Annotated in this window: 36 protein-coding genes; 3 read left to right on the forward strand and 33 right to left on the reverse strand. The window is 64.6% G+C overall.

Annotation, left to right across the window (positions count from 1 at the left end; genetic code table 11):
• Positions 1–7 precede the first annotated feature (7 nt).
• The 14 genes from ACO07J_RS01870 to rplO form a co-directional block, all read right to left on the reverse strand.
• Entirely contained in the window at positions 8–964 is a 957-nt protein-coding gene (locus ACO07J_RS01870) for an ABC transporter permease (protein WP_422025772.1), read from the reverse strand.
• 198 nt (positions 965–1,162) lie between these two features.
• The gene (locus ACO07J_RS01875) at positions 1,163–2,773 is read right to left on the reverse strand and encodes an ABC transporter substrate-binding protein (protein ID WP_422025774.1); all 1,611 of its coding nucleotides are present in this window, start codon (positions 2,771–2,773) and stop codon (positions 1,163–1,165) included.
• Between the two features lie 243 nt (positions 2,774–3,016).
• Complete coding sequence (locus ACO07J_RS01880; RefSeq protein ID WP_422025776.1) at positions 3,017–4,627, reverse strand: ABC transporter substrate-binding protein; 1,611 nt, start codon at positions 4,625–4,627, stop codon at positions 3,017–3,019.
• A 309-nt stretch (positions 4,628–4,936) separates the two neighbouring features.
• The gene (locus ACO07J_RS01885; protein ID WP_422025778.1) at positions 4,937–6,247 is read right to left on the reverse strand and encodes a replication-associated recombination protein A; all 1,311 of its coding nucleotides are present in this window, start codon (positions 6,245–6,247) and stop codon (positions 4,937–4,939) included.
• 4 nt (positions 6,248–6,251) lie between these two features.
• Complete coding sequence (locus ACO07J_RS01890) at positions 6,252–7,628, reverse strand: trypsin-like peptidase domain-containing protein (RefSeq protein WP_422025781.1); 1,377 nt, start codon at positions 7,626–7,628, stop codon at positions 6,252–6,254.
• Between the two features lie 111 nt (positions 7,629–7,739).
• Positions 7,740–8,810 carry a 3-deoxy-7-phosphoheptulonate synthase gene (locus ACO07J_RS01895; protein WP_422025783.1) on the reverse strand — a complete coding sequence of 357 codons (1,071 nt, stop codon included), beginning with the start codon at positions 8,808–8,810 and terminating at the stop codon, positions 7,740–7,742.
• A 363-nt stretch (positions 8,811–9,173) separates the two neighbouring features.
• Positions 9,174–9,593, reverse strand: a complete 420-nt coding sequence (gene rplQ / locus ACO07J_RS01900) for a 50S ribosomal protein L17 (RefSeq protein WP_350131053.1) — start codon at positions 9,591–9,593, stop codon at positions 9,174–9,176.
• A 152-nt stretch (positions 9,594–9,745) separates the two neighbouring features.
• Positions 9,746–10,762 carry a DNA-directed RNA polymerase subunit alpha gene (locus tag ACO07J_RS01905; protein WP_300895683.1) on the reverse strand — a complete coding sequence of 339 codons (1,017 nt, stop codon included), beginning with the start codon at positions 10,760–10,762 and terminating at the stop codon, positions 9,746–9,748.
• Between the two features lie 115 nt (positions 10,763–10,877).
• On the reverse strand, positions 10,878–11,279 hold the full coding sequence (rpsK, locus tag ACO07J_RS01910; RefSeq protein ID WP_422025786.1) for a 30S ribosomal protein S11: 402 nt from the start codon (positions 11,277–11,279) through the stop codon (positions 10,878–10,880).
• A 15-nt stretch (positions 11,280–11,294) separates the two neighbouring features.
• Positions 11,295–11,663: a 30S ribosomal protein S13 gene (gene rpsM / locus ACO07J_RS01915; RefSeq protein ID WP_422025788.1), complete on the reverse strand. Its 369-nt coding sequence runs from the start codon at positions 11,661–11,663 to the stop codon at positions 11,295–11,297.
• 202 nt (positions 11,664–11,865) lie between these two features.
• Positions 11,866–12,225 (reverse strand): hypothetical protein, encoded by a 360-nt coding sequence (locus ACO07J_RS01920; RefSeq protein ID WP_422025790.1) that lies wholly within the window; start codon positions 12,223–12,225, stop codon positions 11,866–11,868.
• A gap of 72 nt (positions 12,226–12,297) precedes the next feature.
• Positions 12,298–12,873 (reverse strand): adenylate kinase, encoded by a 576-nt coding sequence (locus ACO07J_RS01925; protein WP_422025792.1) that lies wholly within the window; start codon positions 12,871–12,873, stop codon positions 12,298–12,300.
• On the reverse strand, positions 12,870–14,240 hold the full coding sequence (gene secY / locus ACO07J_RS01930; protein WP_422025794.1) for a preprotein translocase subunit SecY: 1,371 nt from the start codon (positions 14,238–14,240) through the stop codon (positions 12,870–12,872). Before secY ends, ACO07J_RS01925 begins: the two co-directional genes overlap by 4 nt.
• A 115-nt stretch (positions 14,241–14,355) precedes the next feature.
• Positions 14,356–14,829 carry a 50S ribosomal protein L15 gene (rplO, locus tag ACO07J_RS01935; RefSeq protein ID WP_422025796.1) on the reverse strand — a complete coding sequence of 158 codons (474 nt, stop codon included), beginning with the start codon at positions 14,827–14,829 and terminating at the stop codon, positions 14,356–14,358.
• A 269-nt stretch (positions 14,830–15,098) separates the two neighbouring features.
• Here rplO and ACO07J_RS01940 point away from each other — a divergent pair, with 269 nt between their 5' ends.
• Both ACO07J_RS01940 and ACO07J_RS01945 read left to right on the forward strand, forming a co-directional pair.
• Complete coding sequence (locus ACO07J_RS01940) at positions 15,099–15,815, forward strand: vWA domain-containing protein (RefSeq protein ID WP_422025798.1); 717 nt, start codon at positions 15,099–15,101, stop codon at positions 15,813–15,815.
• Between the two features lie 91 nt (positions 15,816–15,906).
• A complete protein-coding gene (locus ACO07J_RS01945) occupies positions 15,907–16,092 on the forward strand; it encodes a hypothetical protein (RefSeq protein ID WP_422025799.1) in 186 nt (61 codons plus the stop codon).
• A gap of 65 nt (positions 16,093–16,157) precedes the next feature.
• Here ACO07J_RS01945 and ACO07J_RS01950 read toward each other — a convergent pair whose 3' ends face one another.
• The 13 genes from ACO07J_RS01950 to ACO07J_RS02010 all read right to left on the reverse strand — a co-directional run bounded on the left by ACO07J_RS01950 (position 16,158) and on the right by ACO07J_RS02010 (position 22,492).
• Complete coding sequence (locus ACO07J_RS01950; RefSeq protein WP_422025801.1) at positions 16,158–16,802, reverse strand: MarC family protein; 645 nt, start codon at positions 16,800–16,802, stop codon at positions 16,158–16,160.
• A gap of 377 nt (positions 16,803–17,179) precedes the next feature.
• Entirely contained in the window at positions 17,180–17,368 is a 189-nt protein-coding gene (gene rpmD, locus ACO07J_RS01955; RefSeq protein WP_057819237.1) for a 50S ribosomal protein L30, read from the reverse strand.
• A gap of 12 nt (positions 17,369–17,380) precedes the next feature.
• Positions 17,381–17,959: a 30S ribosomal protein S5 gene (gene rpsE, locus ACO07J_RS01960; RefSeq protein ID WP_057819239.1), complete on the reverse strand. Its 579-nt coding sequence runs from the start codon at positions 17,957–17,959 to the stop codon at positions 17,381–17,383.
• 118 nt (positions 17,960–18,077) lie between these two features.
• The gene (gene rplR, locus ACO07J_RS01965; protein WP_057819241.1) at positions 18,078–18,437 is read right to left on the reverse strand and encodes a 50S ribosomal protein L18; all 360 of its coding nucleotides are present in this window, start codon (positions 18,435–18,437) and stop codon (positions 18,078–18,080) included.
• 11 nt (positions 18,438–18,448) lie between these two features.
• Positions 18,449–18,982 carry a 50S ribosomal protein L6 gene (gene rplF / locus ACO07J_RS01970; protein ID WP_422025804.1) on the reverse strand — a complete coding sequence of 178 codons (534 nt, stop codon included), beginning with the start codon at positions 18,980–18,982 and terminating at the stop codon, positions 18,449–18,451.
• 12 nt (positions 18,983–18,994) lie between these two features.
• The gene (gene rpsH, locus ACO07J_RS01975; RefSeq protein WP_057819245.1) at positions 18,995–19,387 is read right to left on the reverse strand and encodes a 30S ribosomal protein S8; all 393 of its coding nucleotides are present in this window, start codon (positions 19,385–19,387) and stop codon (positions 18,995–18,997) included.
• A gap of 13 nt (positions 19,388–19,400) precedes the next feature.
• On the reverse strand, positions 19,401–19,706 hold the full coding sequence (gene rpsN, locus ACO07J_RS01980) for a 30S ribosomal protein S14 (RefSeq protein ID WP_057819247.1): 306 nt from the start codon (positions 19,704–19,706) through the stop codon (positions 19,401–19,403).
• Between the two features lie 17 nt (positions 19,707–19,723).
• Positions 19,724–20,287 carry a 50S ribosomal protein L5 gene (gene rplE / locus ACO07J_RS01985; protein ID WP_422025807.1) on the reverse strand — a complete coding sequence of 188 codons (564 nt, stop codon included), beginning with the start codon at positions 20,285–20,287 and terminating at the stop codon, positions 19,724–19,726.
• Entirely contained in the window at positions 20,280–20,591 is a 312-nt protein-coding gene (gene rplX, locus ACO07J_RS01990) for a 50S ribosomal protein L24 (protein WP_422025809.1), read from the reverse strand. Before rplX ends, rplE begins: the two co-directional genes overlap by 8 nt.
• 1 nt (position 20,592) lies before the next feature.
• Positions 20,593–20,961, reverse strand: coding sequence for a 50S ribosomal protein L14 (gene rplN / locus ACO07J_RS01995; RefSeq protein ID WP_057819253.1), 369 nt, complete (start codon positions 20,959–20,961; stop codon positions 20,593–20,595).
• Between the two features lie 65 nt (positions 20,962–21,026).
• Entirely contained in the window at positions 21,027–21,257 is a 231-nt protein-coding gene (gene rpsQ / locus ACO07J_RS02000) for a 30S ribosomal protein S17 (RefSeq protein WP_422025811.1), read from the reverse strand.
• Between the two features lie 11 nt (positions 21,258–21,268).
• Positions 21,269–21,472, reverse strand: coding sequence for a 50S ribosomal protein L29 (rpmC, locus tag ACO07J_RS02005; RefSeq protein ID WP_300895669.1), 204 nt, complete (start codon positions 21,470–21,472; stop codon positions 21,269–21,271).
• Between the two features lie 399 nt (positions 21,473–21,871).
• Positions 21,872–22,492 carry a 2OG-Fe(II) oxygenase family protein gene (locus ACO07J_RS02010; RefSeq protein ID WP_422025813.1) on the reverse strand — a complete coding sequence of 207 codons (621 nt, stop codon included), beginning with the start codon at positions 22,490–22,492 and terminating at the stop codon, positions 21,872–21,874.
• A 110-nt stretch (positions 22,493–22,602) separates the two neighbouring features.
• Here ACO07J_RS02010 and ACO07J_RS02015 point away from each other — a divergent pair, with 110 nt between their 5' ends.
• Positions 22,603–23,289 (forward strand): TylF/MycF/NovP-related O-methyltransferase, encoded by a 687-nt coding sequence (locus ACO07J_RS02015; RefSeq protein ID WP_422025815.1) that lies wholly within the window; start codon positions 22,603–22,605, stop codon positions 23,287–23,289.
• Positions 23,290–23,532: 243 nt separating this feature from the next.
• On the opposite strand, the gene ACO07J_RS02020 is transcribed toward ACO07J_RS02015, so the two are convergent.
• The 6 genes from ACO07J_RS02020 to rplB form a co-directional block, all read right to left on the reverse strand.
• Positions 23,533–24,024, reverse strand: coding sequence for a hypothetical protein (locus ACO07J_RS02020; protein WP_422025817.1), 492 nt, complete (start codon positions 24,022–24,024; stop codon positions 23,533–23,535).
• Positions 24,025–24,287: 263 nt separating this feature from the next.
• Positions 24,288–24,701: a 50S ribosomal protein L16 gene (rplP, locus tag ACO07J_RS02025; protein WP_057819264.1), complete on the reverse strand. Its 414-nt coding sequence runs from the start codon at positions 24,699–24,701 to the stop codon at positions 24,288–24,290.
• A gap of 13 nt (positions 24,702–24,714) precedes the next feature.
• Complete coding sequence (gene rpsC / locus ACO07J_RS02030) at positions 24,715–25,422, reverse strand: 30S ribosomal protein S3 (RefSeq protein ID WP_350158824.1); 708 nt, start codon at positions 25,420–25,422, stop codon at positions 24,715–24,717.
• The gene (gene rplV / locus ACO07J_RS02035; protein WP_300895666.1) at positions 25,422–25,802 is read right to left on the reverse strand and encodes a 50S ribosomal protein L22; all 381 of its coding nucleotides are present in this window, start codon (positions 25,800–25,802) and stop codon (positions 25,422–25,424) included. The genes rpsC and rplV overlap by 1 nt, the downstream gene beginning before the upstream one ends.
• Before the next feature lie 3 nt (positions 25,803–25,805).
• A complete protein-coding gene (gene rpsS / locus ACO07J_RS02040) occupies positions 25,806–26,084 on the reverse strand; it encodes a 30S ribosomal protein S19 (RefSeq protein WP_057819270.1) in 279 nt (92 codons plus the stop codon).
• A gap of 3 nt (positions 26,085–26,087) precedes the next feature.
• Positions 26,088–26,930, reverse strand: a complete 843-nt coding sequence (rplB, locus tag ACO07J_RS02045; protein WP_422025820.1) for a 50S ribosomal protein L2 — start codon at positions 26,928–26,930, stop codon at positions 26,088–26,090.

The following is a 26,930-nucleotide window of genomic DNA, read 5'->3' on the forward strand; positions in this document are numbered from 1 at the left end:
TGCCTCCTTACTTCGGATGCCGCAGACGCGGGTTGGTGAGAATGGCGCCAACATCGGCTGCGAGATTGAGCAGGATGAAGGTCGCCGCGAAGATCAGGCAGCAGGCCTGGACAACCGGGAAGTCACGCTTCGACACCGCGTCGACAAGCGCCTGCCCGATGCCGGGATAGACATAGACCACCTCGACCAGGACCACGCCGGTAATCAGGTAGGCGAGGTTCAGCGCGACCACGTTGATGATCGGCGCCCAGGCGTTCGGCAGGGCGTGCTTGACGATCACCCGCCACGGCGGCGCGCCCTTGAGGCGGGCCATCTCGATATAGGGCGAGGCCAGCAGGTTGATGATCGCCGCCCGCGTCATCCGCATCATGTGCGCCATCACCACCAGCACCAGCGTCAGCGCCGGCAGGAACGTGCGCTCGAGAAGCTGGAGGAAGGACATCCCCTCGCTCAGGCTCGAGATCGCCGGGAACATGCCCCATTTGACCGCGAAGTAGAGGATCAGGATGTAGCCGAGGAAGAATTCCGGCGACGAGATGAACGACAGCGACACCACGTTGGCGACCCGGTCGAAGATCGAGTTGCGCAGCAGCGCCACGATCACGCCGAGGACGATCGAGACCGGCACCGCGATGACCGCGGCATAGGCCGCAAGGAAGAGCGTGTTCATGAACCGGTCGCTGATCGTGCGGGCGACGGATTCGCCGGTGACGATCGAGTTGCCGAAGTCGAACATGACGGCCCCGCTGAGCCAGTCGAGATACCGGATGATCGCCGGCTGATCGAGGCCCATCTCCCGGCGCAGGGCGCGCAGGTTCTCTTCCGTGGCCCCCTGGCCGAGCACCGCCTGGGCGATGTCGCCCGGCAGCAGTTCGACCATGAAGAAAATGATGACCGAGATGACCAGTAGAATGATCAGCCCGAGCCCGAGCCGTCTTCCAACGAGCCCAAGTATGTCTCCCATCTGTCCCTCCTGCTGTTGCCCCTTGGTCCCGCGCTCATGGCTGTTCCGGTGACCGGGTATACAGATATTTTTAGCCTTGGCGGGCTGGGTATGACTGTCTGGATGACCCGCCTAGGCGATGGGTCCGGGCCGGGGCGTCGCGCCGTGGGCCGGACGGTGAAGCCCCGGCGCCTTCGCGCCGGGGCCGGTCGTGTCGTGTCAGCCCTCGAACCACCAGCGGCTGCAGGCGCGGGCGCCGTCCATCTGCCAGCTCGCGGCCAGTTCCGGCCCGTGCTTGACGTTCTTGCGGCGGGCATAGACGAAATCCGGGAAGAACGGGATGACGGTGCCGCCATCGTCCTTCGCGAGGATCGCCATCTCGCGGTACATCTCGGCGCGCTTGGCGTCGTCGATCTCCGACTTGGCCATCCGCAGCAGTTCGTTGAACCGCTCGTTCTGCCAATGGCTTTCGTTCCACGCCGCATCGTCCTTGTAGGCCAGCGAATACATCACGTCCGGCGTCGGACGCGCGCCCCACTGCACACAGCACCACGGCTTCTTGAGCCAGACGTCGGAATAGTACCCGTCGTTCGGCTCGCGCTTGACCTTGATATTGATGCCGGCGGCCTTGGCGTGTTCGGCATAGAGCACGCACATGTCGACCGAACCCGAGAAGACCGAGTCGGCGACGCTGATCTCGACGGTGAGGTCTTCCATCCCCGCCTTCTTCAGCAGCGACTTGGCCTGGTCGGGGTCATACGGGCGTTGCTCGATATCCTCGGGCCAGTAGGGCATGGCCGGCGAATGGTGGAAATCGTTGCCCATGGTCGCCGTGCCGAAGACGATCTTGTCGATGATGTCCTGCCGGTCGATCGACAGTTTAAGCGCGTTGCGCACGTCGACATTGTCGAACGGCGCCTGGTCGCAGAACATCGGCATGGTGATCGCCGCGGCCGAGGCGACCTGGTCGATCTCGATATTCGGGTCGCGCTGCAGCAGGGCGAGCGTCTTCAGCTCGATCTGCGTGACCGCGTCGACATCGCCGGTGACCAGCGCGGTCTGGCGCGCGTTGGGGTCGTTCAGCACGGTGACGGTGACGCTGTCGAAATAGGCGCCCTCGAGGTGCCAGTCCTCGTGCCGCTCGAACTCGTAGCTGACACCGAACTCGGCATTGGTCAGCTTGTACGGGCCACAGCCGTCGCCCGATTTCCAGTCGATCGAGCCATCCTCGTTCGCCGGGCAGATCGCCAGGTGATAGTCGGTCATCAGCCAAGGCAGGTCGGCGTTGCCCGAGGCCAGCTTGAACGTGATCGAGCCGTCGCCGTTGTCGACGATATCGTCGACATCGGTCAGCAGCGCGGTCGCCGCCGAGGTGCTGTCCTCGCCGCGGTGGTGGTTCATCGACGCGATCACGTCGTTCGGCGTGACCTTGGCCCCGCTGTGGAAGGTGGCGTCCTGGTTCAGCTTGAAGGTCCATTCCTTCGCGTCCTCGGTGGCCGACCAGTCCGTCGCCACGTCCGGCCCGAGCGAGCCGTCGGGCTCGATCAGGGTCAGGTAGCTGCGGAAGGTATGCGCCACCTGGATCATCGAGAACGACAGGTAAGTGCCCGGATCATGCGTGTCGGAGGTGTTGCCGTCATGCGCGCCGAGGCGGAAATGGCCGCCCTTCTGCGGTTCGGCCTTGGCAGAGGAGGTCCAGAGACCGGTGGCGGCCGAAGCGGTCATCCCCGCGGCCAGCGAATAATTCATGAACGAGCGGCGCGAGATCTTGCCTTCGCGGGCGGCATCCGCCAGCCGGTCGATCATCATCTGATCGTGTTTCTTGGTCATATCTTCTCCCTGGTATGTCGTCTTGTTGGACTTGTTCCCGGTCGCTGCCGGGCAATTCTTGGTGTTTCTGGTCCGGTTCCTTCCCCCCGTGCCCAATGGGCATGTCATTCAGAGGCCGTACGAAGACCGGATTCTTCGATTGTGGTGTGATGTCGGTCCTGGTCCCCTTTTCTTCTTCGTCTTGGGCCGCCGGGGCGGCCGAATGGCAAGGCCCGGCGCACATGGCGCCGGGCCCTTTCTGGATCAGTCTTCGAACCACCAGCGGCTTGGGCCGCGGGCGCCGTCAAGCTCCCAGCTGGCGGCGAGGTTCTCGCCCCGCTTCACGTTGGCCCGGCGCGCGTAGACGAAGTTGTTGAACATCGGGATGATCGTCCCGCCGTCGTCCTTCGCGAGGATGGCCATGTCGTGGTACATCTCGGCACGCAGGCTGTCGTCGAGCTCCGACTTGGCTTTCAGCAGAAGGTCGTTGAACTCCTCGTTCTGCCAGCGGCTCTCGTTCCAGTCGGCGTCGGCCTTGTAGGCCAGCGTGTACATCACGTCGGGCGTGGGGCGCGCGCCCCAGGACACCGCGCAGAACGGTTTCTTCAGCCAGACGTCGGAATAGTAGCCGTCGTTCGGCTCGCGTACGACCTTGACGGTGATGCCCGCCTGCTTGGCCTGTTCGGCGTACAGAACGCACAGGTCCACCGCGCCCGAGAACAGGCTGTCGGCGGTCGAGATGCTGACCGTGAGGTCCTCGGCGCCGGCCTTCTTCAGAAGCGACTTGGCCTGGTCCGGGTCGTATTCCCGCTGTTCGATATCCTCGGGCCAGTAGGGCTGGGCCGGGGAATGGTGGAAGTCGTTGCCGATCGTGGCCGCGCCGAAGGCGATCTTCTCGATGATCTCGTTGCGGTCGATCGACAGTTTCAGCGCGTTGCGCACGTTGACATCGTCGAACGGCGCCGTGTCGCAGAACATCGGCATGGTGATCGCGGCCGCCGAGGGCACGTTCTCGATCTCGATGTTCGGGTCGCGCTCCAGCAGCGCCGAGGTCTTGATGTCGATCAGCGACACCGCGTCGACATCGCCGGTCACCAGCGCGGTCTGGCGGGCGTTCGGGTCGTTCAGCACCAGCATCTCGACCTTGTCGAAATAGGCGCCTTCGAGGTGCCAGCCGTCATGCCGGCTCAGCTTCCAGCTGACGCCCCATTCGCCCTGGTCGATCTTGTAGGGGCCCGAGCCGTCGCCCGACTGCCAGTCGATGCTGCCATCCTCGTTGCCGGGGCAGATGGCGAGGTGATAGTCGGTCATCAGCCAGGGCAGGTCGGCGATGCCGCTTTCCAGCGAGACGACGACGGTGTGATCGCCATCCGTCGTGACATCGGTCACCGACGTCAGCAGGGATTTCGCCGCCGAGGTGCTTTCCTCGCCGCGGTGGTGGTTGAGCGAGGCGACAACGTCCGAGGCCATCACCGGCCGGCCGCTGTGGAACGAGGCATCGGGGTTGATCTCGAAGGTCCAGACCGACGCGTCCTCGTTCGCCGACCAGTCGCTGGCAAGGTCCGGGCCGAGAGAGCCATCGGGCTCGATCAGGGTCAGGTAGCTGCGATACTGGTGCGCGAGGTAGATCTGCTGCCGCGACACGTACTGGCCGGGGTCGTGGGTGTCCGAGGAGTTGCCGTCATGCATCCCGACGCGGAAGGTGCCGCCCTGCTTGGGCTGGGCGTTCGCCTTGGTGGTCCAGAGCCCCGTGGCGGCCGAGGCGGACATGCCGGCGGCCAGCGAATAGTTCATGAAGGACCGGCGCGAAATCTTCCCCTCGCGGGCGGCTTCGGCGAGCCGATCAATCAGGAATTGATCTGTTCTCTTGGTCATATTGTCTCCCTGGAATTCTTCATAATGTCGGACGGTCCGCGGGATTGCGGTATCACCGTCAAAGCTTCTCTCCCTTATCGGATTTCGGGCGGCTTGAATGCGACATATTGATAGCAAAACACGAAATCGGCGAGTCTTCCAGTGTGGAGTTTGCCTTTCCACGATTTTTTGAAGAAAGCCGCATGGATAGGGCCCGCTGTGAAAGCGGCTTACGTCGCGGTCGCGCCGCCCCTCCCGTCACCGATCTGACGGGGCGGTCAGAAAACGACATTTCCTGACGCGGCGATTGCATCCGCCACCCGGGCCCGCTCACTCGTTGCGCTTGGTCCGAAGCTTGGCGAAATAATCCACGCGTTTCTTCAACTCCCGTTCGAACCCGCGCTCGACCGGCTGGTACAGCACCGGGCGCTTCATGCCCTCGGGGAAGTAATCCTGCCCGGAAAACCCGTCCTCGGCATCGTGGTCATAGGCATAGCCCTTGCCGTAACCCTGCTCCTTCATCAGCTTGGTGGGCGCGTTCAGGATATGCTTGGGCGGCGACAGGCTGCCGGTCTTTTGGGCCTGTCTCCGCGCCTCCTTGTAGGCATTGTAGGCCGCGTTCGACTTGGGCGCCAGCGCCAGGTAGGTCAGCGCCTGCGCGATGGCCAGCTCCCCCTCGGGGCTGCCGAGGCGCTCGTACACCTCCCAGGCGTGCAGGCAGTGGGTCTGCGCCTGCGGGTCGGCCAGGCCGATATCCTCCACCGCCATCCGGGTGATGCGCCGGGCCAGGTAACGGGGGTCCTCGCCCCCTTCCAGCATCCGCGCGAACCAGTAGAGCGCGGCATCGGGGTCGGACCCGCGCACCGACTTGTGCAGCGCGGATATGAGGTTGTAATGCTCGTCGCCGCTCTTGTCATACTTCGCCGCCCGCCGCATCAGCCGCGAGGTCAGGCCCTTGACGTCGAGCTTGCCGTCGGTCTTCCACGCCGCCACCTGCTCGATCAGGTTCAGAAGCGCCCGCCCGTCGCCATCGGCCATCTCCAGCAGCGCCTCGCGCGCCGGGCCGTCGAGGGGCAGCGGCTTGCCGATTTCCGCCTCGGCCCGCTGCGTCAGCAGTTCCAGGTCGGCCAGCGACAGCCGTTCCAGCACGAAGACCTGCGCCCGGCTCAGCAACGCGGCGTTCAGCTCGAAGCTGGGGTTCTCGGTCGTGGCCCCCACGAGAAGGATGGTGCCATCCTCCATATGCGGCAGGAAACTGTCCTGCTGGGCCTTGTTGAACCGGTGGATCTCGTCGACGAACAGCAGCGTCCCCTGCCCGTTCGCGCGGCGGTGCTTGGCCTCGTCGAACACCCGCCGCAGGTCCGGCACGCCGGTGAAGATCGCGCTGATCTGCACGAAATGCAGGTCGGTCTCGTCCGCCAGGAGCCTTGCAATGGTGGTCTTTCCCACCCCCGGCGGCCCCCAGAACACCAGCGAGCCAAGGCTGTTCGAGGCCAGCATCACCCCCAGCGGCCCCTCCGGCCCCAGCATCTGCTGCTGGCCAATCACGTCCGACAGCTTGCGCGGACGCAGCCGGTCGGCCAGCGGGCGCGGTGCGGTGTCGGGCAGCGCCTCGGGCTGGGTATCGAACAGGTCGCTCATCGGCTTACAACCGGAACCGCATGGTCATGCGTTGGGTGCCGCGCTGCACGTCGAGGAACAGGTGCCGCCGCGCCTCCTCCAGCGCGGCCTCGGCCTCGGTCGCGGTTTCGACCGTCACATCATTGATCCCGCGCAGGATATCCCCCGCCCGAAGCCCGGCGCGCAGCCCGATCTGGCCGGGGTCGTCGACCACCACGCCCTGCGCCGACAGCGGCAGGCCGTACTCCCCGATCACCGCCGGGTTCACCGTCGACAGCACCATGCCGGGAATGGCCGCGTTCCGCCCCGTCGTCAGCTGCCCGCGCGGCGGCACGTCCGGCGCCGCGATCAGGCGCACCGTTGCCTCGCCCCGCTCGCCGTTGCGCACATGGGCGATCCGCGCCTCCGCGCCGATGCCGGTTACCGACATGCGAAAAATCATCTCGGCCGGGGTGTTCACGGGGTGCCCCTCGACCGCGGTGATCACGTCCCCCGGCTGGTAGCCCGCCTCGAGGAAGCTGCTGGCCGGGTGAAGCTGCGAGATCACCACGCCGCCCGGCGCCGCCAGCCCCAGCCCCTCGGCCATGTCCGCCGTCACCGGCTGGCCATCCATCCCCGCCCACGGCCGCTCGAACACGCTCTTGCCGTCGCGCGCCTGTGCCACGAATTGCGACACCAGCCGCGAGGGGATGGCGAAGCCGATCCCGTTCGACCCGCCCGAGCGGCTGAGGATCGAGGTGTTGATGCCGATCAGGCTGCCATTCACGTCGACCAGCGCACCGCCCGAGTTGCCGGGGTTGATCGGCGCATCGGTCTGGATGAAATAGCCCCGCGCGTTGCCGGTCGCGGTGCCCGACCGCGCGAGCCCCGAGACGATCCCGCTGCTGACCGTCTGCCCCACCCCGAACGGGTTGCCCAGCGCCAGCACCAGCTCGCCCACCTGCACCGTATCGCTGTCCCGCAGGGTCAGCGCCGGCATGTCGCGGGCGTTCTCCATCTGCAGGATGGCAAGGTCGCTCTCCTCGTCGGCCAGAAGCACCTTGGCCGAAAACTCCCGCCGGTCGTTGAGCACGACGCGAATATCCGTGGCCTCCCCCACCACGTGGTAATTCGACACCACGATCCCGTCTTTCCCGAGGATCACGCCCGAACCAAGGCTGTTCTGCACCCGCTGCCGCGGCGTGCCGAAATCGCGGAACAGGTCCTGGAAGAACGGGTCGCTGGAAAACGGGCTCTGCACGCTGACCACCCGGCGGGCATAGATGTTCACCACCGCCGGAGAGACCTTCTTCACCACCGGCACGAAACCGGTCTGGATCTCGACCTGGCTGGTCGGCACCTGCATCTCGGCCCGGGCGGACAGGCCGGCGAGGAGGAGACAGATGACCAGTATCCAACGCATGTCCGCCCTCCGTTTTCTCGGCTGCCCCTCTGATATGCTGGGCCGGCGGGCGGATTGCAAGTTGTCATGAAGGTTGCCGGGCCCCGTTGCAGGGCCCGGCCCGGGCGGGGCTCAGCCCGCCTTGCGGGCCAGCCCGCCCCGCCGCGCGCGCACGGCGTCGGCCAAGCCGTGCAGCGCGGTTTCCGTCTTCTCCCAGCCAAGGCAGCCATCGGTGATCGACTGGCCGTAGACCAGCGGCCCCTGCCCCACCTTCTGGGCGCCCGCGACAAGGTGGCTTTCCACCATCACGCCGGTGATCCGGCGGTCGCCCGCCGCCACCTGCGCGCCGATCTCGTCCAGCACCTCCGGCTGTTTCTCGGGGTCCTTGCCGCTGTTGGCGTGGCTCGCGTCGATCATCACCTGCGGCCGCAAACCGTCATTCACCATTTTCGCGCAAGCCGCCTCGACCGAGGCCGCATCGTAATTCGTGCCGCCCCCGCCGCGCAGGATGACGTGGCAGTCGGCATTCCCGCCGGTGCCGACGATGGCCGCCTGCCCCTCCTCCGTCAGCCCCATGAAATGATGTGGCTGCGCGGCCGAGCGCACGGCGTCGATGGCGATCTGCACGTTGCCGCGGGTGCCATTCTTGAACCCCACCGGGCAGGACAGGCCCGACGCCATCTCGCGGTGGATCTGGCTTTCCGTCGTCCGCGCCCCGATGGCGCCCCAGGCCACGAAGTCGGCAATGTATTGCGGCACCGTGGTATCGAGGAACTCCGTCCCCACCGGCAAGCCCATCTCGGCCAGTTGCAGCAGAAGCGTGCGCGCCGTCTCGATCCCCTCGTTGATGCGGAAAGAGCCGTCGATGCCCGGATCGTTGATCAGCCCCTTCCAGCCGCCGATGGTGCGGGGCTTCTCGAAATAGGCCCGCATGACAAGCTCCACCGCGTCCGACAGCTCGTCCCGCAGGGTACGCAGGCGGCCGGCATACTCCACCGCCGCCACCGGATCGTGGATCGAGCAGGGCCCGACCACCGCGACGATCCGGTCGTCGCGCCCGTCGAGAATGGCGCGGATCGCGGCGCGGCCCTCCTGCACCGTCTGTGCGGCCGGGTCACTCACGGGATGCCGCGCGCGCACCGTCGCGGGGGAGAGGAGTTCGTGCATCTTCGTGATGCGGAGGTTCTGTGTCGTCGTCGCCATGGGATCTGTCCTTCGGGCTGGCCCCCGGCGGTGACATGAAAAAACCGCCGGTGAGGGCGGTTCGGTTTGGTGTGTCACTGTCAACGTTTTGTCAGAACGCGCAGACCCTTCCCGCCGCCATATGGCTCGGAGCATAAAAATACCAGAATGCGGCAAAGGTGCGTGTCATGGGGGGCACGCTAGCGGGGCTTGCCGGGCATGTCACGTGAAAAATGCGGGCGTGGGCGCCCGTGGCCGGCACCCTGGGGGCCAGCCCCCCGGACCCCCCGGGATATTTCCGGCCAGAAGAAACGTGGGGCGGGATAGAAAAACCCCCGCCAGCGGAACCGGCGGGGGTGGAAACAAGCCCGGAAGGGCGGTTTCTTATTCTTCGTCGGCATCCTCGAGCGCGACGCGCTCCTTGTCGGCCTTGCCCTTGGCGTCGAGGTCGCGGTCGACCAGTTCGATGATCGCCATCGGCGCCATGTCACCATAGCGGAAGCCGGCCTTCAGGACGCGGGCATAGCCGCCCGAGCGTTCCTTGTAGCGCGGGCCCAGCACGTCGAAGAGCTTGGCGACGTGGATGTCTTGCTTGAGCTGGGCGGCGGCCTGGCGGCGCGCATGCACGTCGCCGCGCTTGCCCAGCGTGATGAGCTTGTCGATCACCCGCTTGAGCTCTTTCGCCTTGGGCAGGGTGGTCTTGATCTGTTCGTGTTCGATGAGCGAGCCGGCCATGTTCGCCCACAGCGCCTTGCGGTGCTCGTGGGTGCGGTTCAGGCGGCGGTAGCCTCGTGCGTGACGCATGTTTCTTACTCCTATTTGCCCTCTACGGGCGGTTTTGCTTTGTCCGGCCGGCGATGCGTGTCACCGGCTCTCCTTGGGGCTCGACGCCCATTGTGCGGCGGGTTGCCCCCCACCCTACGATCTCCCGTAGGGTGGGTGAAACCCACCAATGCTTAGAACTGATCCTCGAATTTCTTCGCCAGATCCTCGATGTTGTCCGGCGGCCAGTCCTCGACATCCATGCCGAGGTGCAGGCCCATGCCCGAAAGCACTTCCTTGATCTCGTTCAGCGACTTGCGGCCGAAGTTCGGGGTGCGCAGCATCTCGGCTTCGGTCTTCTGGATCAGGTCGCCGATATAGACGATATTGTCGTTCTTCAGGCAGTTCGCGGACCGCACTGAAAGCTCGAGCTCGTCGACCTTCTTGAGAAGCAGCGGGTTGAACTCCAGCCCGTCATCCTCGTCCTGGCGGCCGGCGGATTCGGGTTCCTCGAAGTTGACGAAGATCGAAAGCTGGTCCTGCAGGATGCGGGCGGCATAGGCCACCGCGTCGTCCGGCGTGACCGACCCGTCGGTGTCGACCTTCATGGTCAGCTTGTCATAGTCCAGCACCTGGCCCTCGCGGGTGGGCTGCACGTCATAGCTGACCTTGACGACCGGCGAATAGATCGCGTCGACCGGAATGAGGCCGATCGGCGCGTCTTCCGGCTTGTTCTTGTCGGCGGCGACATAGCCCTTGCCCTGGTTCACGGTCAGTTCCATGAACAGGTCGGCGCCCTCGTCGAGGTGACAGATCACGTGATCCTTGTTCAGGATCTCGATGCCCGCGCTGTCGGAAATGTCGCCGGCGGTGACGACGCCCGGCCCCTTGGCCGAGATCGACAGGCGCTTGGGCCCTTCCACTTCCATGCGCAGGGCTACGCCCTTGAGGTTCAGGACGATATCTGTCACGTCTTCGCGCACACCGGCCACCGACGAGAATTCGTGCAGCACGTTGTCGATCTGCACCGAGGTGATCGCGGCGCCCTGAAGCGACGACAGCAGCACGCGGCGCAGCGCGTTGCCGAGGGTCAGACCGAAGCCGCGCTCGAGCGGTTCGGCCACGACGGTGGCCTGGCGCAGCGGGTCGTTGCCCGGCTTCACGTCCAGCTGCGTCGGCTTGATCAGTTCTGCCCAGTTCTTGTGGATCATGCGGTCCCTCCATTCCTGTTCTCGGCCCCATGTCCGAAGGCCAAGAACGCCCGAGGTTTAAAATGACGGAATGGGGCCGTGAACGAACACGCGGCCCCACCGATAGTCGGTAAGATCAGACCCGGCGACGCTTCGGCGGGCGGCAGCCGTTATGGGCGATCGGGGTCACGTCACGGATCGACGTGATGTTGAAACCGATCGCGGCCAGGGCGCGAAGGGCGCTTTCGCGGCCCGAACCGGGGCCCTGCACTTCGACCTCGAGGGTCTTCATGCCGTGCTCCTGCGCCTTGCGGCCTGCATCCTCGGCTGCCATCTGGGCGGCGTAGGGGGTCGACTTGCGCGAACCCTTGAAGCCCATTGTGCCGGCCGAAGACCATGCGATCGCGTTGCCCTGCACGTCCGAGATTAGGATCTTGGTGTTGTTGAAAGAGCTGTTCACATGCGCCACGCCCGTGGCGATGTTCTTCGAGACCTTGCGTTTGCCGCGCTGTGCGCCGCGGCGGGTATCACGTGCCATATCTGCTGCCCTCCCTTACTTCTTCTTGCCGGCGATGGGTTTCGCCGGGCCCTTGCGGGTGCGGGCGTTGGTGTGGGTACGCTGGCCGCGAACCGGCAGGTTCCGGCGGTGGCGCAGGCCACGGTAGCAGCCGAGATCCATGAGCCGCTTGATGTTCATCTGAACATCGCGGCGCAGGTCGCCCTCGACGGTGTAGTTGGCGTCGATATGCTCGCGCACGGCAAGCACTTCGGCGTCGCTCAACTCGTTCACCCGGCGGGTGACGTCGATGTTGACGGCTTCGCAGATGGCCTTGGCCGAGGAGTGGCCGATACCAGTGATATATGTCAGGGCGATCGGGACCCGTTTGTGGGTCGGGATGTTAACGCCGGCGATACGTGCCAAGTGTCGTGTCCTCTTGTGTTGCGGTTCCGTAGTGCCAGAACCTTTTTTCACAACGTAGGCCCGAGACGGTTCCGTCCGGGCCGCAGCTGATGCAGGTGGTCGATTCGGCCCCGGGTGCGACCCGGAAAAGAATCATTTTCTCTCATGAGATGGTGGTGCTTAGGAGCAAATGCCAAAGGCGTCAAGCCCCCCGCGGGGCCTGTCAGTCACTGCACAGGAAATAAGCCCGCGCACTGCCCGTTTCGTCCTCGTAGACATATAGCAGGCCCGGCTCCGATTGAAAGGTCCGCAGCACGAAAACCTTGGGGTAAAGCGCGCCGGGCTCCTCGCAGTAGCCGGGGCGGATATGGGTGGCGTCCCGGGTCCAGTCGGGGCGCGGGATGGGCTCCGACAGTTCGCAGGAATACTCGATCTCGGAAAACCACTTGCCGTCAAAGCTCATGCCGCGCTCGTGCCGCTCGATCATCTCCAGCCCGCACAGCGCCCGGTCGGTGACGAAATCCATCTCCGCCCGAAGCGGCGTGGCCAGAAGGGCAAGCCCCGCGATGCAAATGACCTTCATGAAAAAACCTCCGACCCGTGGGACCGGAGGTTAGACGCTTTCCGTGAAAGCGCCAAGCGTGGGGCGCGGGCCTCAGCCCAGCTTGCCGTCGATCTCCCCCGACACCTCGTCGATGGCGCCCAGCCCGTCGACCGAGGTCAGCTGGCCCTTGGCATAGTAATAGCCGATGAGCGGCGAGGTCTTCTTGTAATATTCCATCAGCCGCTGCTTGAGGCTTTCCTCGTTGTCGTCGGCCCGCACCGGCTGGCCGGCGGCCGCGGCCTCCTCGGCGCGCCCGACGATGCGGCGCACCAGAACCTCGTCATCCACCTGAAGCTCGATCACGGCATCCAGCGTCTGTCCGGTCTCTTCCAGCAGATCGGCCAGTGCATCGGCCTGGGCCAGCGTGCGCGGGAAGCCGTCGAAGATGAACCCGCCGCCATTCTCGCCCTGGATCTTCTCCCGGATCAGCCCGATCACGATCTCGTCGGTCACCAGGTCACCGCGCGCCATCACCTCGGCCACGACCTTGCCCATCTCGGTGCCGCTGTCCTTGGCCTCGCGCAGCATGTCGCCGGTCGAAAGCTGGATCATGCCCCGCTTCTCGACAAGGATCTGCGCCTGTGTGCCTTTGCCCGCGCCGGGCGGTCCAAGAAGAATGATATTCATCGGCGTGCCGTTCCTTTCCGACGGGCGCGCTTGCGTCCCTTGCCACTCAATTGCGATTTTTCAATGAGGCCCTCGTACTGGTGCGCCAGGAGATGCGACTGCACCTGCTGGATCGTGTCCATGACAACCGACACCACGATGAGAACCGACGTGCCGCCAAAATAGAAGGGAATGGCGAATTGGCTACGAAGGATTTCGGGAAGGAGACAAACTGCCGCAAGGTAGGCCGAACCCAGCACGAGGATGCGCGAGACCACGTATTCGAGATACTCCGCCGTCCGCTTGCCGGGCCGGATGCCGGGAACGAAGCCGTTCTGGTTCTTGAGGTTGTCGGCCACGTCATCGGGCTTGAAGGCCACGTTGTAGGTATAGAAATAGGCGAAGAACACGATCATCCCGGCGAAGAACACCAGGTAGAGCGGCTGGCCGGGGCCGAAATAGGCCGAGATGGTCGACATCACCGGCCCGCTGTTCTGGCCCGAGAAGGTCGACAGCGTCACCGGAAGAAGCAGCAGCGAAGAGGCGAAGATCGCCGGGATCACGCCCGCCGGGTTCACCTTGACCGGCAGGTGGCTCGACCCGCCGTCATAGACCTTCATGCCGACCTGGCGGCGCGGATACTGGATGTGGATCTTGCGCAAGGAGCGCTCCATGAACACCACGAAGGCGATCACGGCCACCACCATGATCATCACGCCGACGATCACCGCCGGGCTGATCGCGCCGCTGCGGCCGGAGGCGAAGAACTGGGCCAGCGCCGCCGGGATCTCGGCGATGATGCCCACGAAGATGATCAGCGAGATGCCGTTGCCCACGCCTCGCGCGGTGATCTGCTCGCCCAGCCACATCAGGAACATCGTGCCGCCCACCAGCGTGATCATGCAGGAGGCCACGAAGAACGGCACGGGAAGGTCCGCCTGTACCAGGTCGCCCGAGACAAGGCTCATGGCAAGCCCGTAGGATTGCAGCGTCGCGAGGGCCACCGTGCCGTAGCGGGTGTACTGGTTGATCTTCTTGCGCCCCTGCTCGCCCTCTTTCTTTAGCTGCTCCAGCGCCGGCACCATGGCCGTCATGAGCTGCACGATGATCGAGGCCGAGATATAGGGCATGATCCCCAGCGCGAAGATCCCCATCCGCCCCAGCGCACCGCCGGTGAACATCGACAGCATCCCGCCGATGCCCTGGCTCGCATCATCCATGAAGTCGCGAAGCGCGGCGCCGTCGATGCCCGGAACCGGAATATAGGTGCCGAGGCGATAGACGATGAGCAGGACGATGGTGAACAGGATGCGCTTGCGAAGATCGGTGGCCTTGCCAAGGGCGGACCAACTGGTGTTGGCGGCCATTTGTTCTGCTGCGGATACCATGCGCGGGTCTCTTTTTCTTTATAAACGAACGCCGCCAGAGCCGTTTTCCGGCAAAGGCGGCGTCCTAAGGAAAACTAGGGGCTATGTAAGCGGCGCGAAGGCCGCTCACAACCTCTTATTCGGCCGCCTGCGCGGTTGTGACATTCAGAGAGCCACCCGCCTTCTCGACCGCCTCGACGGCCGATTTCGACGCGCCGGTGACTTCCAGCGTCAGCTTGCCGCTGATCTCGCCCTTGGCGAGCACCCGGATGCCGTCGAGCTTGCGGCGCACGAGGCCGCTTTCGACCAGCACGTCCTCGGTGATCGGCTTGCCGGCGTCGATCTTCTTGGCGTCGACGAATTTCTGGATCAGGCCGAGGTTGACCACGGCGTATTTCTTGCGGTTCGGCTTGTTGAAGCCACGCTTGGGCAGACGCTGGTAGAGCGGCATCTGGCCGCCTTCATAGCCCTTGATGGCCACGCCCGAACGGGATTTCTGGCCCTTGATACCACGGCCGGCGGTCTTGCCCATGCCCGAGCCCGGGCCACGGCCGACACGTTTGCGGGGTTTGGTCGCGCCCGCGTTGTCGCGCAGTTCGTTCAGTTTCATATCGCTTCTCCTGAGCCGGATGTGCCCCCCGAAGCGGGTGAGGACAACCTCGGCATGTCTTGGTTTTCGAGTCGGGCCCATCCCGGGCCACCGGGCGCGTATAGACGGGTTGCGCGGGCGGATCAAGGGGCCTGTGCGGGGGCGGAGGTCGCGGGGCGGACCCGCGGCGCAACGGCCCCGGTGACGCCCGCCGCGCGCCCCCAGCCGAAACCGCCACCCCCCAACCAAACCCGATTGATTTCTCGCCCCCCGCGTTATCTCCTTCTCCCATGACCCTCCGCGCCGCCCTCCTCGCCTCGGCCCTCGCCCTCGCGTCCAGCCCCGCCGCCCCGAGCTGCGCCACCGATGCCATGCTGGTCTTCGACGGCTCCGCCTCCATGGCCGAGATCGGCGCCGACATCAGCCAGCCCACCCGCATCGCCGAGGCCCGCACGGCCATGCACCGCGCCATGCCCCAGATCGCCCCCTTCCGCCGCGTGGGCCTCCTCGTCTACGGCCCCGGCGGCGACCGAAGCTGCACCGGCATCGACCTCCGCTTCGCCCCCATCCCCGACGCGGCCGACGCGATAACCGGCGCCATCGACACCCTCGCCCCACAGGGCCTCACCCCGCTCGCCGCCTCCGTCCTCGCGGCCGCGGAAACGCTGGACTACCGCAGCACCCCCGGCATCGTCGTGCTGGTCACCGACGGCAACGAAACCTGCGGCGGCCGCCCCTGCGCCCTCGGCGCGACATTGGCCGCGGAAGGGTACGACCTCACCGTCCACGTCATCGGTTTCCGCGTGGTCTACGACCCGTTCAGCTGGAACAGCCCCGAGGCCGAGGGCTATGACGGCACGACCGTCGCCAAGTGCCTCGCCGACCGGACGGGCGGCATGTACGTCTCGACCGAAACCGTCGACGAACTGGCCGCGGCCCTGCGCGAGACGCTGGGCTGTGCATTGATCGGGCGGGCCCCTGCCCGTCCCGCGACTTCGGCCGGCTAGACGAACCTGCCCCTCCCCGAATTCGATATTTTTTACCCCGAAAGGCAAAAAGTTAGTAAACTGTTAACGCATCATGTGGGGGGAGATTAACATGAAGCGGTTCATCACAGCGGCGATCATCAGCATCCTGGCCTCGTCCAGCCCGGTTTTCGCAGTCAACCAGGGCGCGCCGCAGGGCTTACTGGCAGACGATGTCTGGCACAGCGGCGGATGCCGCAAGAGTTCGCCTCCGGGAAAATGCTGCCACGCCGGGTCGAAACCCTACCATTGCCACTGATCCACGGCGCTTAGGACATCGCGTCCGACAGGGGCCGCCCGTAGGATGGGTGAAATCCACCTCTCCTACCCCGCCCCCACAAGGCTCAGCACGCCCACCACTTCCAGCCCGCTCAGCACCGCGTCCACCGCCACCGTCGCCAGGATCATCCCCATCACCCGGCTGATCACGTTCGCCCCGGTGTTGCCGATCACCCGTTTCAACCGGCTCGCCAACAGCAGAAGCAGCAGCGTGATCAGCAGCACCACCACCAGGAGTCCCGCCGTAACCGACTGATCCGGAATGGAATTCCGGTTGTTGTCGGTCAGGATGACGATCGCCAGCATCGCCCCCGGCGAGGCGATCGAGGGCATCGCCAGCGGGAACACCGCGCCGCTCATGTGGTCCTTCTCCGCCGCCTCGATCTCGCGCTCGGCCTTGGCCTCGCCAAAGATCATCTGCAGCGCGAAAACGAACAGGATCAGCCCGCCCGCGATCTGGAACGACCCCAGTCGCAGCCCGATCGCCTCGAGCACCACCTGCCCCAGCACGAGGAACGCCATCAGCACGATCGCGGCCACGAGAACACCCCGCACGGCCAGCCGCCAGTGCAGCTTCTCCGGCACGCCCGCGACGGCGAAATAGAAGACCGGCAGCGTGCCGATCGGGTCGATCACGACGAAAAGCGTGATGAACTCGCGGATCAGGGTTTCAAGGTCGATGGCGGGCACGGGGGCGGGTCTCCGGGGGATCTGTTTCTCTTTTGGCAGACCGCTCGCGCCGGGGCAACGGGAGGAATGCCGCAGGCCCCCGTCGCGGCCCCCGAGCCGGGACCTCGCGCGGCCAGGGGCCCCGGGTCAAGCCCGGGGCGCGACACCGCTGCCGCCGGGCGAGCGCCGGCCCGTGGGTAGGCGCTGCAACGGCACCGGCCCGCACTTTATGGTGCCAAGAACAAAGCGCCTGCCCGTGGGGACGGGCCGGCGCTCGCCCGGCGCCTTCGGCGCTATTCGGGCTGCCTCTGCCCCACAACCACAAACGAAAAACGCCCCGGCCATCTCTGACCGGGGCGCCTATCCGTAGGGTGGGTACTAACCCACCAAACCTTAACTCAACCGCGCTCTTCGACGATTTCCACCAGGTGCGGGATCTTGTTGATCATGCCGCGCACCGAGGGGGTGTCTTCCAGCTCACGGGTCTTGTGCATCTTGTTCAGCCCCAGGCCAACGAGCGTGGCGCGCTGTTCCTTGGGGCGGCGGATGGGCGAGCCCACCTGCTTGACGACGATGGTTTTGGCCATGTCCCTGTCTCCTTACGCTTCCGCGGCCGTGTCGGCCGGGTGTTCGCCCTTCGGACCTTCATCCCGTTTCAGGATGTCGGCGACCTTCTTGCCGCGGCGCTGTGCCACGTGACGCGGGCTTGCCTGGAACTGCAGCGCGTCCAGCGTGGCACGGATCATGTTGTAGGGGTTCTGCGTGCCGACCGACTTGGCCACTACGTCCTGAACGCCCAGCATCTCGAACACGGCGCGCATCGGACCACCGGCGATGATACCGGTACCTTGCGGCGCGGTGCGCATGATCACCTTGCCGGCGCCGTGACGGCCGTAACCGTCATGGTGCAGCGTGCGGCCTTCGCGCAGCGGCACGCGGATCATGCCGCGCTTGGCCTGCTCGGTGGCCTTGCGGATCGCCTCGGGCACCTCTTTGGCCTTGCCCTTGCCGAAGCCCACGCGGCCCTTCTGGTCGCCCACGACGACGAGAGCTGCAAACCCGAAGCGCTTGCCGCCCTTCACGGTTTTCGAAACACGGTTGATCGCGACAAGGCGATCGGCGAATTCCGGCGCTTCGTCGCGATCGCGACCTCCGCGGCGGTTGTCATCTCTTGCCATCTGGCATCCTTTCCTGGCGCCCTCGCGGGCCTAGAATTTGTCCAATCCAGGTGTCGGAAGGCCTCGTGCCCCCGACCCGGATCATCGAGGCGCCCCGGTAGACCGGGGCACCTGCGCCTTAGATTTTCAGGCCGCCTTCGCGCGCGGCATCCGCCAGCGCCTTGATCCGGCCGTGAAACAGGAACCCGCCGCGGTCGAACTGGGCCTCGGTGATGCCCGCCGCCTTGGCGCGTTCGGCGATGGTGGCGCCGATCTTCTTCGCCGCATCCATCGTGTTCTTGCCGACGAAGCCGAGATCCTTCTCGAGCGTCGAGGCCGAAGCCAGGGTGACGCCGTTCACATCGTCGATGATCTGCACGCTCATGTTTTTCGACGAGCGGTGCACGCTCAGGCGCGGACGCCCGGCATTGACCTTGCGAAGTTTGCTCCGAACGCGCAGGCGGCGTTTCTGGAACAGTTGTCTTTTGCTGTTTGCCATCTGTCGCGTCCTTACTTCTTCTTGCCTTCCTTCTGGAAGATATACTCGCCCTTGTAGCGGATGCCCTTGCCCTTGTAGGGCTCCGGGCGCCGCCAGTCGCGGATATTGGCCGCGACTTCACCGACGAGCTGCTTGTCATGGCCCTCGACCACCAGTTCGGTGGGCTTCGGCGCCGTGACAGTGATACCTTCCGGGATCGGGAAATCCACATCGTGCGACAGGCCGAGGTTCAGCTTCAGGACATTGCCCTGAACCTGCGCCCGGTAACCGACGCCCTGGATTTCGAGCTCTTTCTTGAAGGGCTCTTTCGATCCGTGAACGAGGTTGGCGATGATCGTGCGGCTCATGCCCCACTGCTGACGCGCGCGCTTGGATTTGCCGCGCGGCGCAACGGTGACCTGGCCGTCCTCGATCGCGATGGTGACGTCGTCGGTGAAGGTGAAGCTTTTGGTCTGCTTCGGGCCTTTCACCTCGATCGTCTGGCCGCTGAGCGAGGCAGTGACGCCATCGGGCAGGGCCACGGGTTGTTTACCGATACGAGACATAATCAGGCCTCCTTAGAATACGGTGCAAAGCACTTCGCCGCCAACGTTGGCCGCCCGTGCGTTTGCATCCGACATCACACCCTGCGGGGTCGAGACAATCGACACGCCGAGGCCCTGGCGGACCGACGGAATGTCCTTGACGCCCATGTACACCCGGCGGCCGGGTTTCGAGACCCGCTTCATCTCGCGGATGGCGGGGGCGCCTTCGAAATACTTCAGGCTGACCTCGATGGCGGGGTGGCCGCGGCTGTCGGTGGCATCTTCGAAGCCACGGATATAGCCCTCGTCCGCCAGCACGTTCAGCACGCGCACGCGCATCTTCGAGGCCGGCACCATGACGGTGGACTTGCCGCGCATGCCCGCGTTGCGGATACGGGTCAGCATATCGCCGATAGGATCGTTCATCTCATGTCCCTCCTTACCAGCTCGACTTGACCACGCCCGGCATCTGACCGGCCGAGCCGAGGTCGCGCAGGGCGATCCGGCTGACTTTCAGTTTCCGGTAGTAGGCGTGCGGCCGGCCGGTGAGCTGGCAGCGGTTATGCAGGCGGGTGGCCGAGCTGTTGCGCGGCAGTTCCGCCAGCTTGAGCGAGGCACGGAAGCGTTCTTCCATCGGCTTCGACTCGTCGCTGATGATTTCCTTCAGAGCGGCACGCTTGGCGGCGTATTGCTTCACCAGGCGCTGACGCTTCTTCTCGCGTTCGATCATTGCTTTTTTAGCCATGTCAAATTCCTCCCGGCTCAGCTGGTGAAGGGCATATTGAAATGCTTCAACAGCGCCCTGGCTTCAGCGTCGGTCTTCGCCGTGGTTCCGATAATGATGTCAATGCCCCACACCTCGTCGACCTTGTCGAAGTTGATTTCGGGGAAGACGATGTGCTCCTTCAGGCCCAGCGCATAGTTGCCGCGGCCGTCGAAGGACTTGGCCGACACGCCGCGGAAGTCGCGGATCCGGGGCATCGCGATGGTGATCAGGCGATCGAGGAATTCGTACATCCGGTCGCCGCGCAGGGTCACTTTCGCGCCCAGCGGCATGTCTTCACGCACGCGGAAGCCGGCGATGGATTTCTTCGCCTTGGTGACGACGGCCTTCTGACCGGCGATCAGCGTCAGGTCTTCCTGGGCCGACTTGGCCTTCTTGGAATCCTTCACCGCCTCGGCGCCGCAGCCGATGTTCAGGACGATCTTGTCCAGCCGCGGGATCATCATGTCGTTCGTGTAACCGAACTCTTCCTTCAGCGCGGGGCGGATCGTCTCGCGGAACTGCTGGCGCAGGCGCGGGGTGTAATTCTCGGTATCAAGCATCGATCACGTCCCCCGTGGTCTTGGCGAAACGCACCTTCTTGTCGCCGTCGATCTTGAAGCCGACGCGGGTGGGTTTGCCGTTCTTGTCGAGCATCGCCAGGTTGCTCAGGTCGATCGGCATCGCCTTGGGAAGGCGGCCGCCCTGGCTCTGCTGGCTCTGGCGGGTGTGGCGGATGGCCATGTTCACGCCGTCGACGACGGCCTTGCCGGCTTTCGAGTCGACGGAAGTGATTGTGCCTTCCTTGCCCTTGTCCTTGCCGGAGATCACGACGACCTTGTCGCCCTTCTTGAGTTTAGCAGCCATCTTACAGCACCTCCGGGGCGAGCGAGATGATTTTCATGTAGTTCTTCGCGCGCAGCTCGCGCACGACCGGCCCGAAGATACGGGTGCCGATCGGGTCACCTGCGTTGTTCAGGATGACGGCGGCGTTGCGGTCGAAGCGGATCGCGGTGCCGTCTTCACGGCGGATTTCCTTGGCGGTGCGCACGACGACGGCCTTGCGGACATCGCCCTTCTTCACACGGCCGCGGGGGATGGCTTCCTTCACCGAGACGACGATCACGTCGCCGACGGAGGCGTATTTACGCTTGGAACCACCCAGGACCTTGATGCACTGAACCTTCCGGGCACCGGAATTGTCAGCCACATCCAGATTGGTCTGCATCTGGATCATTTGGTTTCTCCCGACCTTTGGGGTAACGACCCCAGGGTTTCGCTCAAACCGGGTGTGCTAGAGCCTCAGGCTTCCAGCACCTCCCAGCGTTTCGTTTTGGACTTCGGTGCGCATTCGATGATGCGGACCTGGTCGCCCACCTTGTAGGTGTTCTTCTCGTCGTGAGCCCGGTATTTCTTGGACTTACGAATGGTCTTCTGAAGCACGGGGTGCTTGAAGCGGCGTTCGACCGAGACGGTCACGGTTTGCGCGTTGGCATCAGAGGTCACGACGCCTTGCAGGATACGCTTGGGCATGGGTGGCCTCCTTATTCCGCTGCCGCGGACGCGGCTTTTTCGTTCAGCACGGTCAAGACGCGCGCCACGTTGCGGCGCACGGTCTTCATCCGGGCGGGGTTCTCGATCTGGCCGGTCGCGGCCTGAAAGCGCAGGTTGAACTGCTCTTTCTTCAGGTTCACCAGCTCTTCACGCAGCTGGTCGGGCGTTTTGTCACGCAGCTCTGCAGCGTTCATGTCGCCATCGTCCTTCTCTCAAAACACCGGTCGGCCCCTGACGATTGGCTCAGGGTCACCTGCAAACCCGGTGGATGAATTGCAAACAAGCGAATCCCGGGGGCATCCCGGGCTCGCGGATTTGGGCTCTATAAGGGAGGCGCGGCGACAGGGCAAGGGGGAAGTTCCGATTTCCGTAGGGCGGGTGCGAACCCACCATTCGGCCGACCGAGAAGCCGCGCATCGGCGGGCCGCGGTGCGGCGAACCAACGGCGGTGGACGCCACTTTATCCCCGCCAAGCACATCCACCCTCACGACGTCGCGCCTACCTCACCAAATCGCCGTGCCGTCGGGGCGGCCCGTCGATGCGCGGCGGGCTTCGCCCTCGATTCCGCGCGAGGGCATAAATCAAACTGGGGTCACCCCCACCCGTAATTGAAGCTCACCGAAATCCTATCATCCTCGGCCATGTTCGCCGGCACCTCGTGTCTCAGCCAGCTTTCCCACAGCAGCACATCCCCCACCTTCGGCGCCTCGTAGATGAAGGTCCGCAGCTCCCGCCGCGCGTCCTTCTTCCGCGCCGGCGCCGCCATCATCCTTGCATGGCGCGGGTCTTCCAGCTTCAACGCGCTGGTCCCGCCGGGCATCGCCACGTAGGTCGTGCCGGAAATCACCGAATGCGGGTGGATATGGCTGCCATGGCTGCCTCCCTCGGGCAGGATGTTGATCCAGATATCCTCCAGCTTCAATTCCCGCCCGTCGAGGTCGAACTCCAGGTCCTCCGCAAACGCCGCCACATGCGCATCCAGCGCCTTGACCACGTCCGCGAAGATCGGAAACCGCCACGGCAGGTCGGTCAGCGAGGCATAGGAGGTATAGCCCGGATAGCCGTTCTCCTCGCACCAGGCCTGCCCCGCCTCGTCATCCTCGGCGATGGAATAGCATGACGCCTCCAGCTCATCTGCATCGATGGCGGGCCCGTGCTCGGTCAGGGGGGCACGGTAGAGACGGGTGACGAAAAGCGAGTCGATCTGGGCCATGCCCCCGGTCTAGCGCAGCGCCCCGGCCAGCGCGAGCCCCGAAAGCATTGAGCTTTGCCGCCGTCTGGGAGATAAGCCGCCCGTCGACCGGCAAGAGGAGCAGGACCACCATGATCACCCGCCTTCGCGAGCGTATCCGGGCGCGCATCCTGCGGCTCTACCGCTCGGCCGTCTCAGACATCTCGCTCGCCCTGCAGCAGGAGGCGACGCAATCCACCGCCGCCTATGTCCGCCGCCACATGCCGCTGGTGCAATCCGTCCGCCGCTGGCACGAGGTCCACGACGTGGCGATCGAGGCGGTCACGCTCGACGGGCTGGTGCTGGAATTCGGCGTCTTCGAGGCCCGCACGGCCACCTATATCGCCGGCAAGAGAAACTGGCACCTGCACGGGTTCGACAGCTTCGAGGGCCTCCCCGAACCCTGGCGCGACGGCTTCCCGGCGGCCAAGTTCTCGCGCCCCACCCTGCCGGAGGTGCCCGACAACGTCACCCTCCACAAGGGCCTTTTCGCCGACACACTGCCCCCCTTCCTCGCGTCCCTCCCCTCCCCGCCGGAGCCTGTCGCCTACCTCCATGTCGACAGCGACCTCTACAGCTCCGCCAGGACCATCTTCGACGGCCTGTCCGACCGGATCGTCCCCGGCACGGTCATCGTCTTCGACGAGTATTTCAACTACAGCGGCTGGGAAGACGGCGAATACAAGGCCTTCCAGGAATTCGTGGCAGCCCGGGGCCTGACCTACGAGTACCTCACCTACAACCACGAACACCAACAGGTGGCAGTGCGCATCTCGTAGGCTGGGTGCAAACGCACCGCACCCCCACAAACACCCGTCCCGGCCCCGAGCCGGGACCTCTTGCAACGCAAAGGCCCCGGGTCAAGCCCGGGGCGGGCAACGAGCCACAGTCACGCTTCCCCGGCGACGTCAATGGCTCCGCCAAAGGTCGGCCCAGCCGCGCGGACATCCATGCACCGGTCCTTCATATAAAAGCCCCGAAACAGCGATCCTGGCACCTTGTGTGGACAGTTGGTTTTTGGATCAATCGCGCGGAAATATCGTATGATCTCCCTCGTACGTGACTTCCTCGCCTAGCGTCAAAGTGTCGTTGCCAAGGGAATAAGGAATGACCAGGATCACCGAAAAATCGTTCACGTGATCTATATTGACGACAACTGCGTCACTTTCTCCGCCGCCATCAGGCAGGTTGACACGCGCATCGAAAAAGAGCGCAGTTGCAACATATTCCTGCGACTTGGCCGCCGCCTGAAATCCCTCAACAAGGAAGTCGATCACGTCCTGCGACGCAGGAGTTTCATCGCCGTCATAGGCGCCCACGGCCGTGATCTCACCATCGGGCAACATCGCCGCGCCATAAGGGTAAAACTCACCATGTTCGCGCAACATCTGCGCGGAGAACCCAATCATGGCGTCCAGCAACTCGTTGGCGTCCGCAGTCGGATCACGCATCGGCTGGGCCTTCCCACATGACACGGCCACGAGCCAGACCAGCAATGTCAGGCGCAAAAGCATTCTCAAAACCCTTCAAGAAAAACCCCTTTTCAAGATGAAACAGACAAACGCCAACGTATCAATCCCCGGCCCGATGTCTCAACCCTTAAGCGATGGACGCAGCCCGCCGTAGGGTGGGTGCCAACCCACCATGCCCGCCCCCCCAAAAAAACCAAAACCCCCGCCGATCTCTCGACGGGGGTTCCGAATTCTCTCGGGCGAGGCGGCCCGCAGATTTCTTCGAAATCCGCTACACCGCCTGCGTCATTTGCAGGCAAATGACGTTACCAGTCTTCCTTGACCACGATGCGGGTCTTGATCGGCAGCTTCATCGCGGCAAGGCGCAGGGCCTCTTTCGCGATGGCGTCGGAAACGCCGTCGATCTCGAACATCACCCGGCCGGGCTTGACCTTGCAGGCCCAGAAATCGACCGAGCCCTTGCCCTTACCCATCCGCACTTCGGTGGGTTTCGAGGTCACCGGCGTATCCGGGAAGATCCGGATCCAGACCCGGCCCTGACGCTTCATGTGACGCGTCATGGCCCGGCGGGCGGCCTCGATCTGGCGCGCGGTGACGCGCTCGGGCTGGGTTGCCTTGAGCCCATAGGTGCCGAAGTTCAGGTCCGAGCCGCCTTTGGCTTCGCCCTTGATCCGGCCCTTGAACTGCTTGCGGAATTTGGTGCGCTTCGGTTGCAGCATCTCTTATCCCTCCTCAGCGGCGGCCGCCGGCGCCACGGGGCGCGGGACCATCCTGAAGTTCCTGGGCCTTGCGATCACGGGCCGACGGATCGTGCTCCATGATCTCACCCTTGAAGATCCAGACCTTGACGCCGATGATGCCGTAAGGCGTGGACGCCTCCGCATGGGCATAATCGATGTCGGCGCGCAGGGTGTGGAGCGGCACGCGGCCTTCCCGGTACCATTCGGTCCGGGCGATCTCGGCCCCGCCGAGGCGGCCCGACACGTTGACCCGGATACCCAGAGCACCCATGCGCATCGCGTTCTGCACGGCCCGTTTCATCGCACGGCGGAAGCTGACCCGGCGCTCGAGCTGCTGGGCGATGCTTTCGCCAACCAGCGCGGCGTCAAGCTCGGGCTTGCGCACTTCGACGATGTTGAGGTGCAGTTCGCTGTCGGTCATCTTGGCGAGCTTCTTGCGCAGGCTCTCGATATCGGCGCCTTTCTTGCCGATGATCACGCCGGGGCGCGCGGTGTGCACCGTGACGCGGCACTTCTTGTGCGGACGCTCGATGATCACGCGGCTGACGCCGGCCTGCTTGCACTCTTCCTTGATGAACTCGCGGATCCGGACATCTTCCAGAAGAAGATTGCCGTAATCCTTCGTATCGGCATACCAGCGGCTGTCCCAGGTGCGGTTCACCTGCAGGCGCATGCCAATCGGATTGACTTTGTTACCCATTAGGCTTGCTCCTCGACTTCACGCACCTTGATTGTCAGCTCCGAGAACGGCTTCATGATCCGCCCGAACCGGCCGCGTGCCCGCGGACGACCGCGCTTCATGACCAGGTTCTTGCCCACATAGGCCTCGGCGACGACAAGCTCGTCGACGTCCAGGTTGTGGTTGTTCTCGGCATTCGCGATGGCGGACTGAAGGCATTTCTTCACGTCCTGCGCGATCCGCTTCTTCGAGAAGGTCAGGTCGCTCAGCGCCTTGTCGACCTTCTTGCCCCGGATCATCGCGGCAACCAGGTTGAGTTTCTGCGGGCTGGTGCGCAGCATGCGCAGCTTCGCCATCGCTTCGTTGTCCGCCACGCGGCGGGGATTCTTCTCCTTGCCCATGGCTTACTTCCTCTTGGCTTTCTTGTCGGCCGCGTGACCGTAATAGGTCCGGGTCGGTGCGTATTCCCCGAATTTCTGGCCGATCATGTCTTCGTTGACCAGAACCGGAACGTGTTTCTGGCCGTTATAGACGCCAAACGTCAGGCCCACGAACTGGGGCAGGATCGTCGAGCGGCGCGACCAGATCTTGATGACTTCCTTGCGCCCGCTTTCGCGCGTTGCCTCGGCCTTTTTCAGGACGTAGGCATCGACAAAGGGGCCTTTCCATACAGAACGTGCCATGTCTTAGCGGCCCTTCTTCCGTGCGTGACGCGAGCGCAGGATAAGTTTCTGCGACGCCTTGTTGGTGTTGCGGGTGCGCTTGCCCTTGGTGGGCTTGCCCCACGGCGTGACCGGGTGGCGGCCACCCGAGGTGCGGCCCTCACCACCACCGTGCGGGTGGTCGATCGGGTTCATCACGACACCGCGGACGGAGGGGCGGATGCCCTTGTGGCGCATGCGGCCGGCCTTGCCGTAATCCTGGTTGGAGTTGTCGGGGTTCGACACGGCACCCACGGTGGCCTTGCACTCCTGGCGCACCATCCGCAGCTCGCCCGACGACAGGCGGATCTGCGCATAGCCGCCGTCACGGCCGACGAACTGGGCATAGGTGCCCGCGGCGCGTGCGATCTGGCCGCCCTTGCCGGGCTTCAGCTCGATGTTGTGAACGATCGTCCCGATCGGCATGCCGGAAAACGGCATCGCGTTGCCCGGCTTGATGTCCGCGCGCTCCGACGAGACGACCTTGTCGCCGATCGCCAGCCGCTGCGGGGCCAGGATATAGGCCTGTTCGCCATCCTCGTAGCGGATGAGCGCGATGAAGGCCGTCCGGTTCGGGTCGTACTCGATCCGCTCTACGGTGGCGGCCACATCGAATTTGTTGCGTTTGAAATCGACGATCCGGTAGAGCCGTTTGGCCCCGCCCCCGCGGCGTCGTGCAGTGATACGTCCGGTGTTGTTCCGGCCGCCCGACTTGGTCAGACCCTCGGTGAGGGCCTTGACGGGGCGTCCTTTGTACAGCTCCGAACGGTCGATCAGCACCAGCCCGCGCTGGCCCGGCGTCGTCGGCTTATACGACTTGAGTGCCAT

Source organism: Roseovarius sp. (assembly GCF_965228755.1).
In the GTDB taxonomy this organism is placed as follows: domain Bacteria; phylum Pseudomonadota; class Alphaproteobacteria; order Rhodobacterales; family Rhodobacteraceae; genus Roseovarius.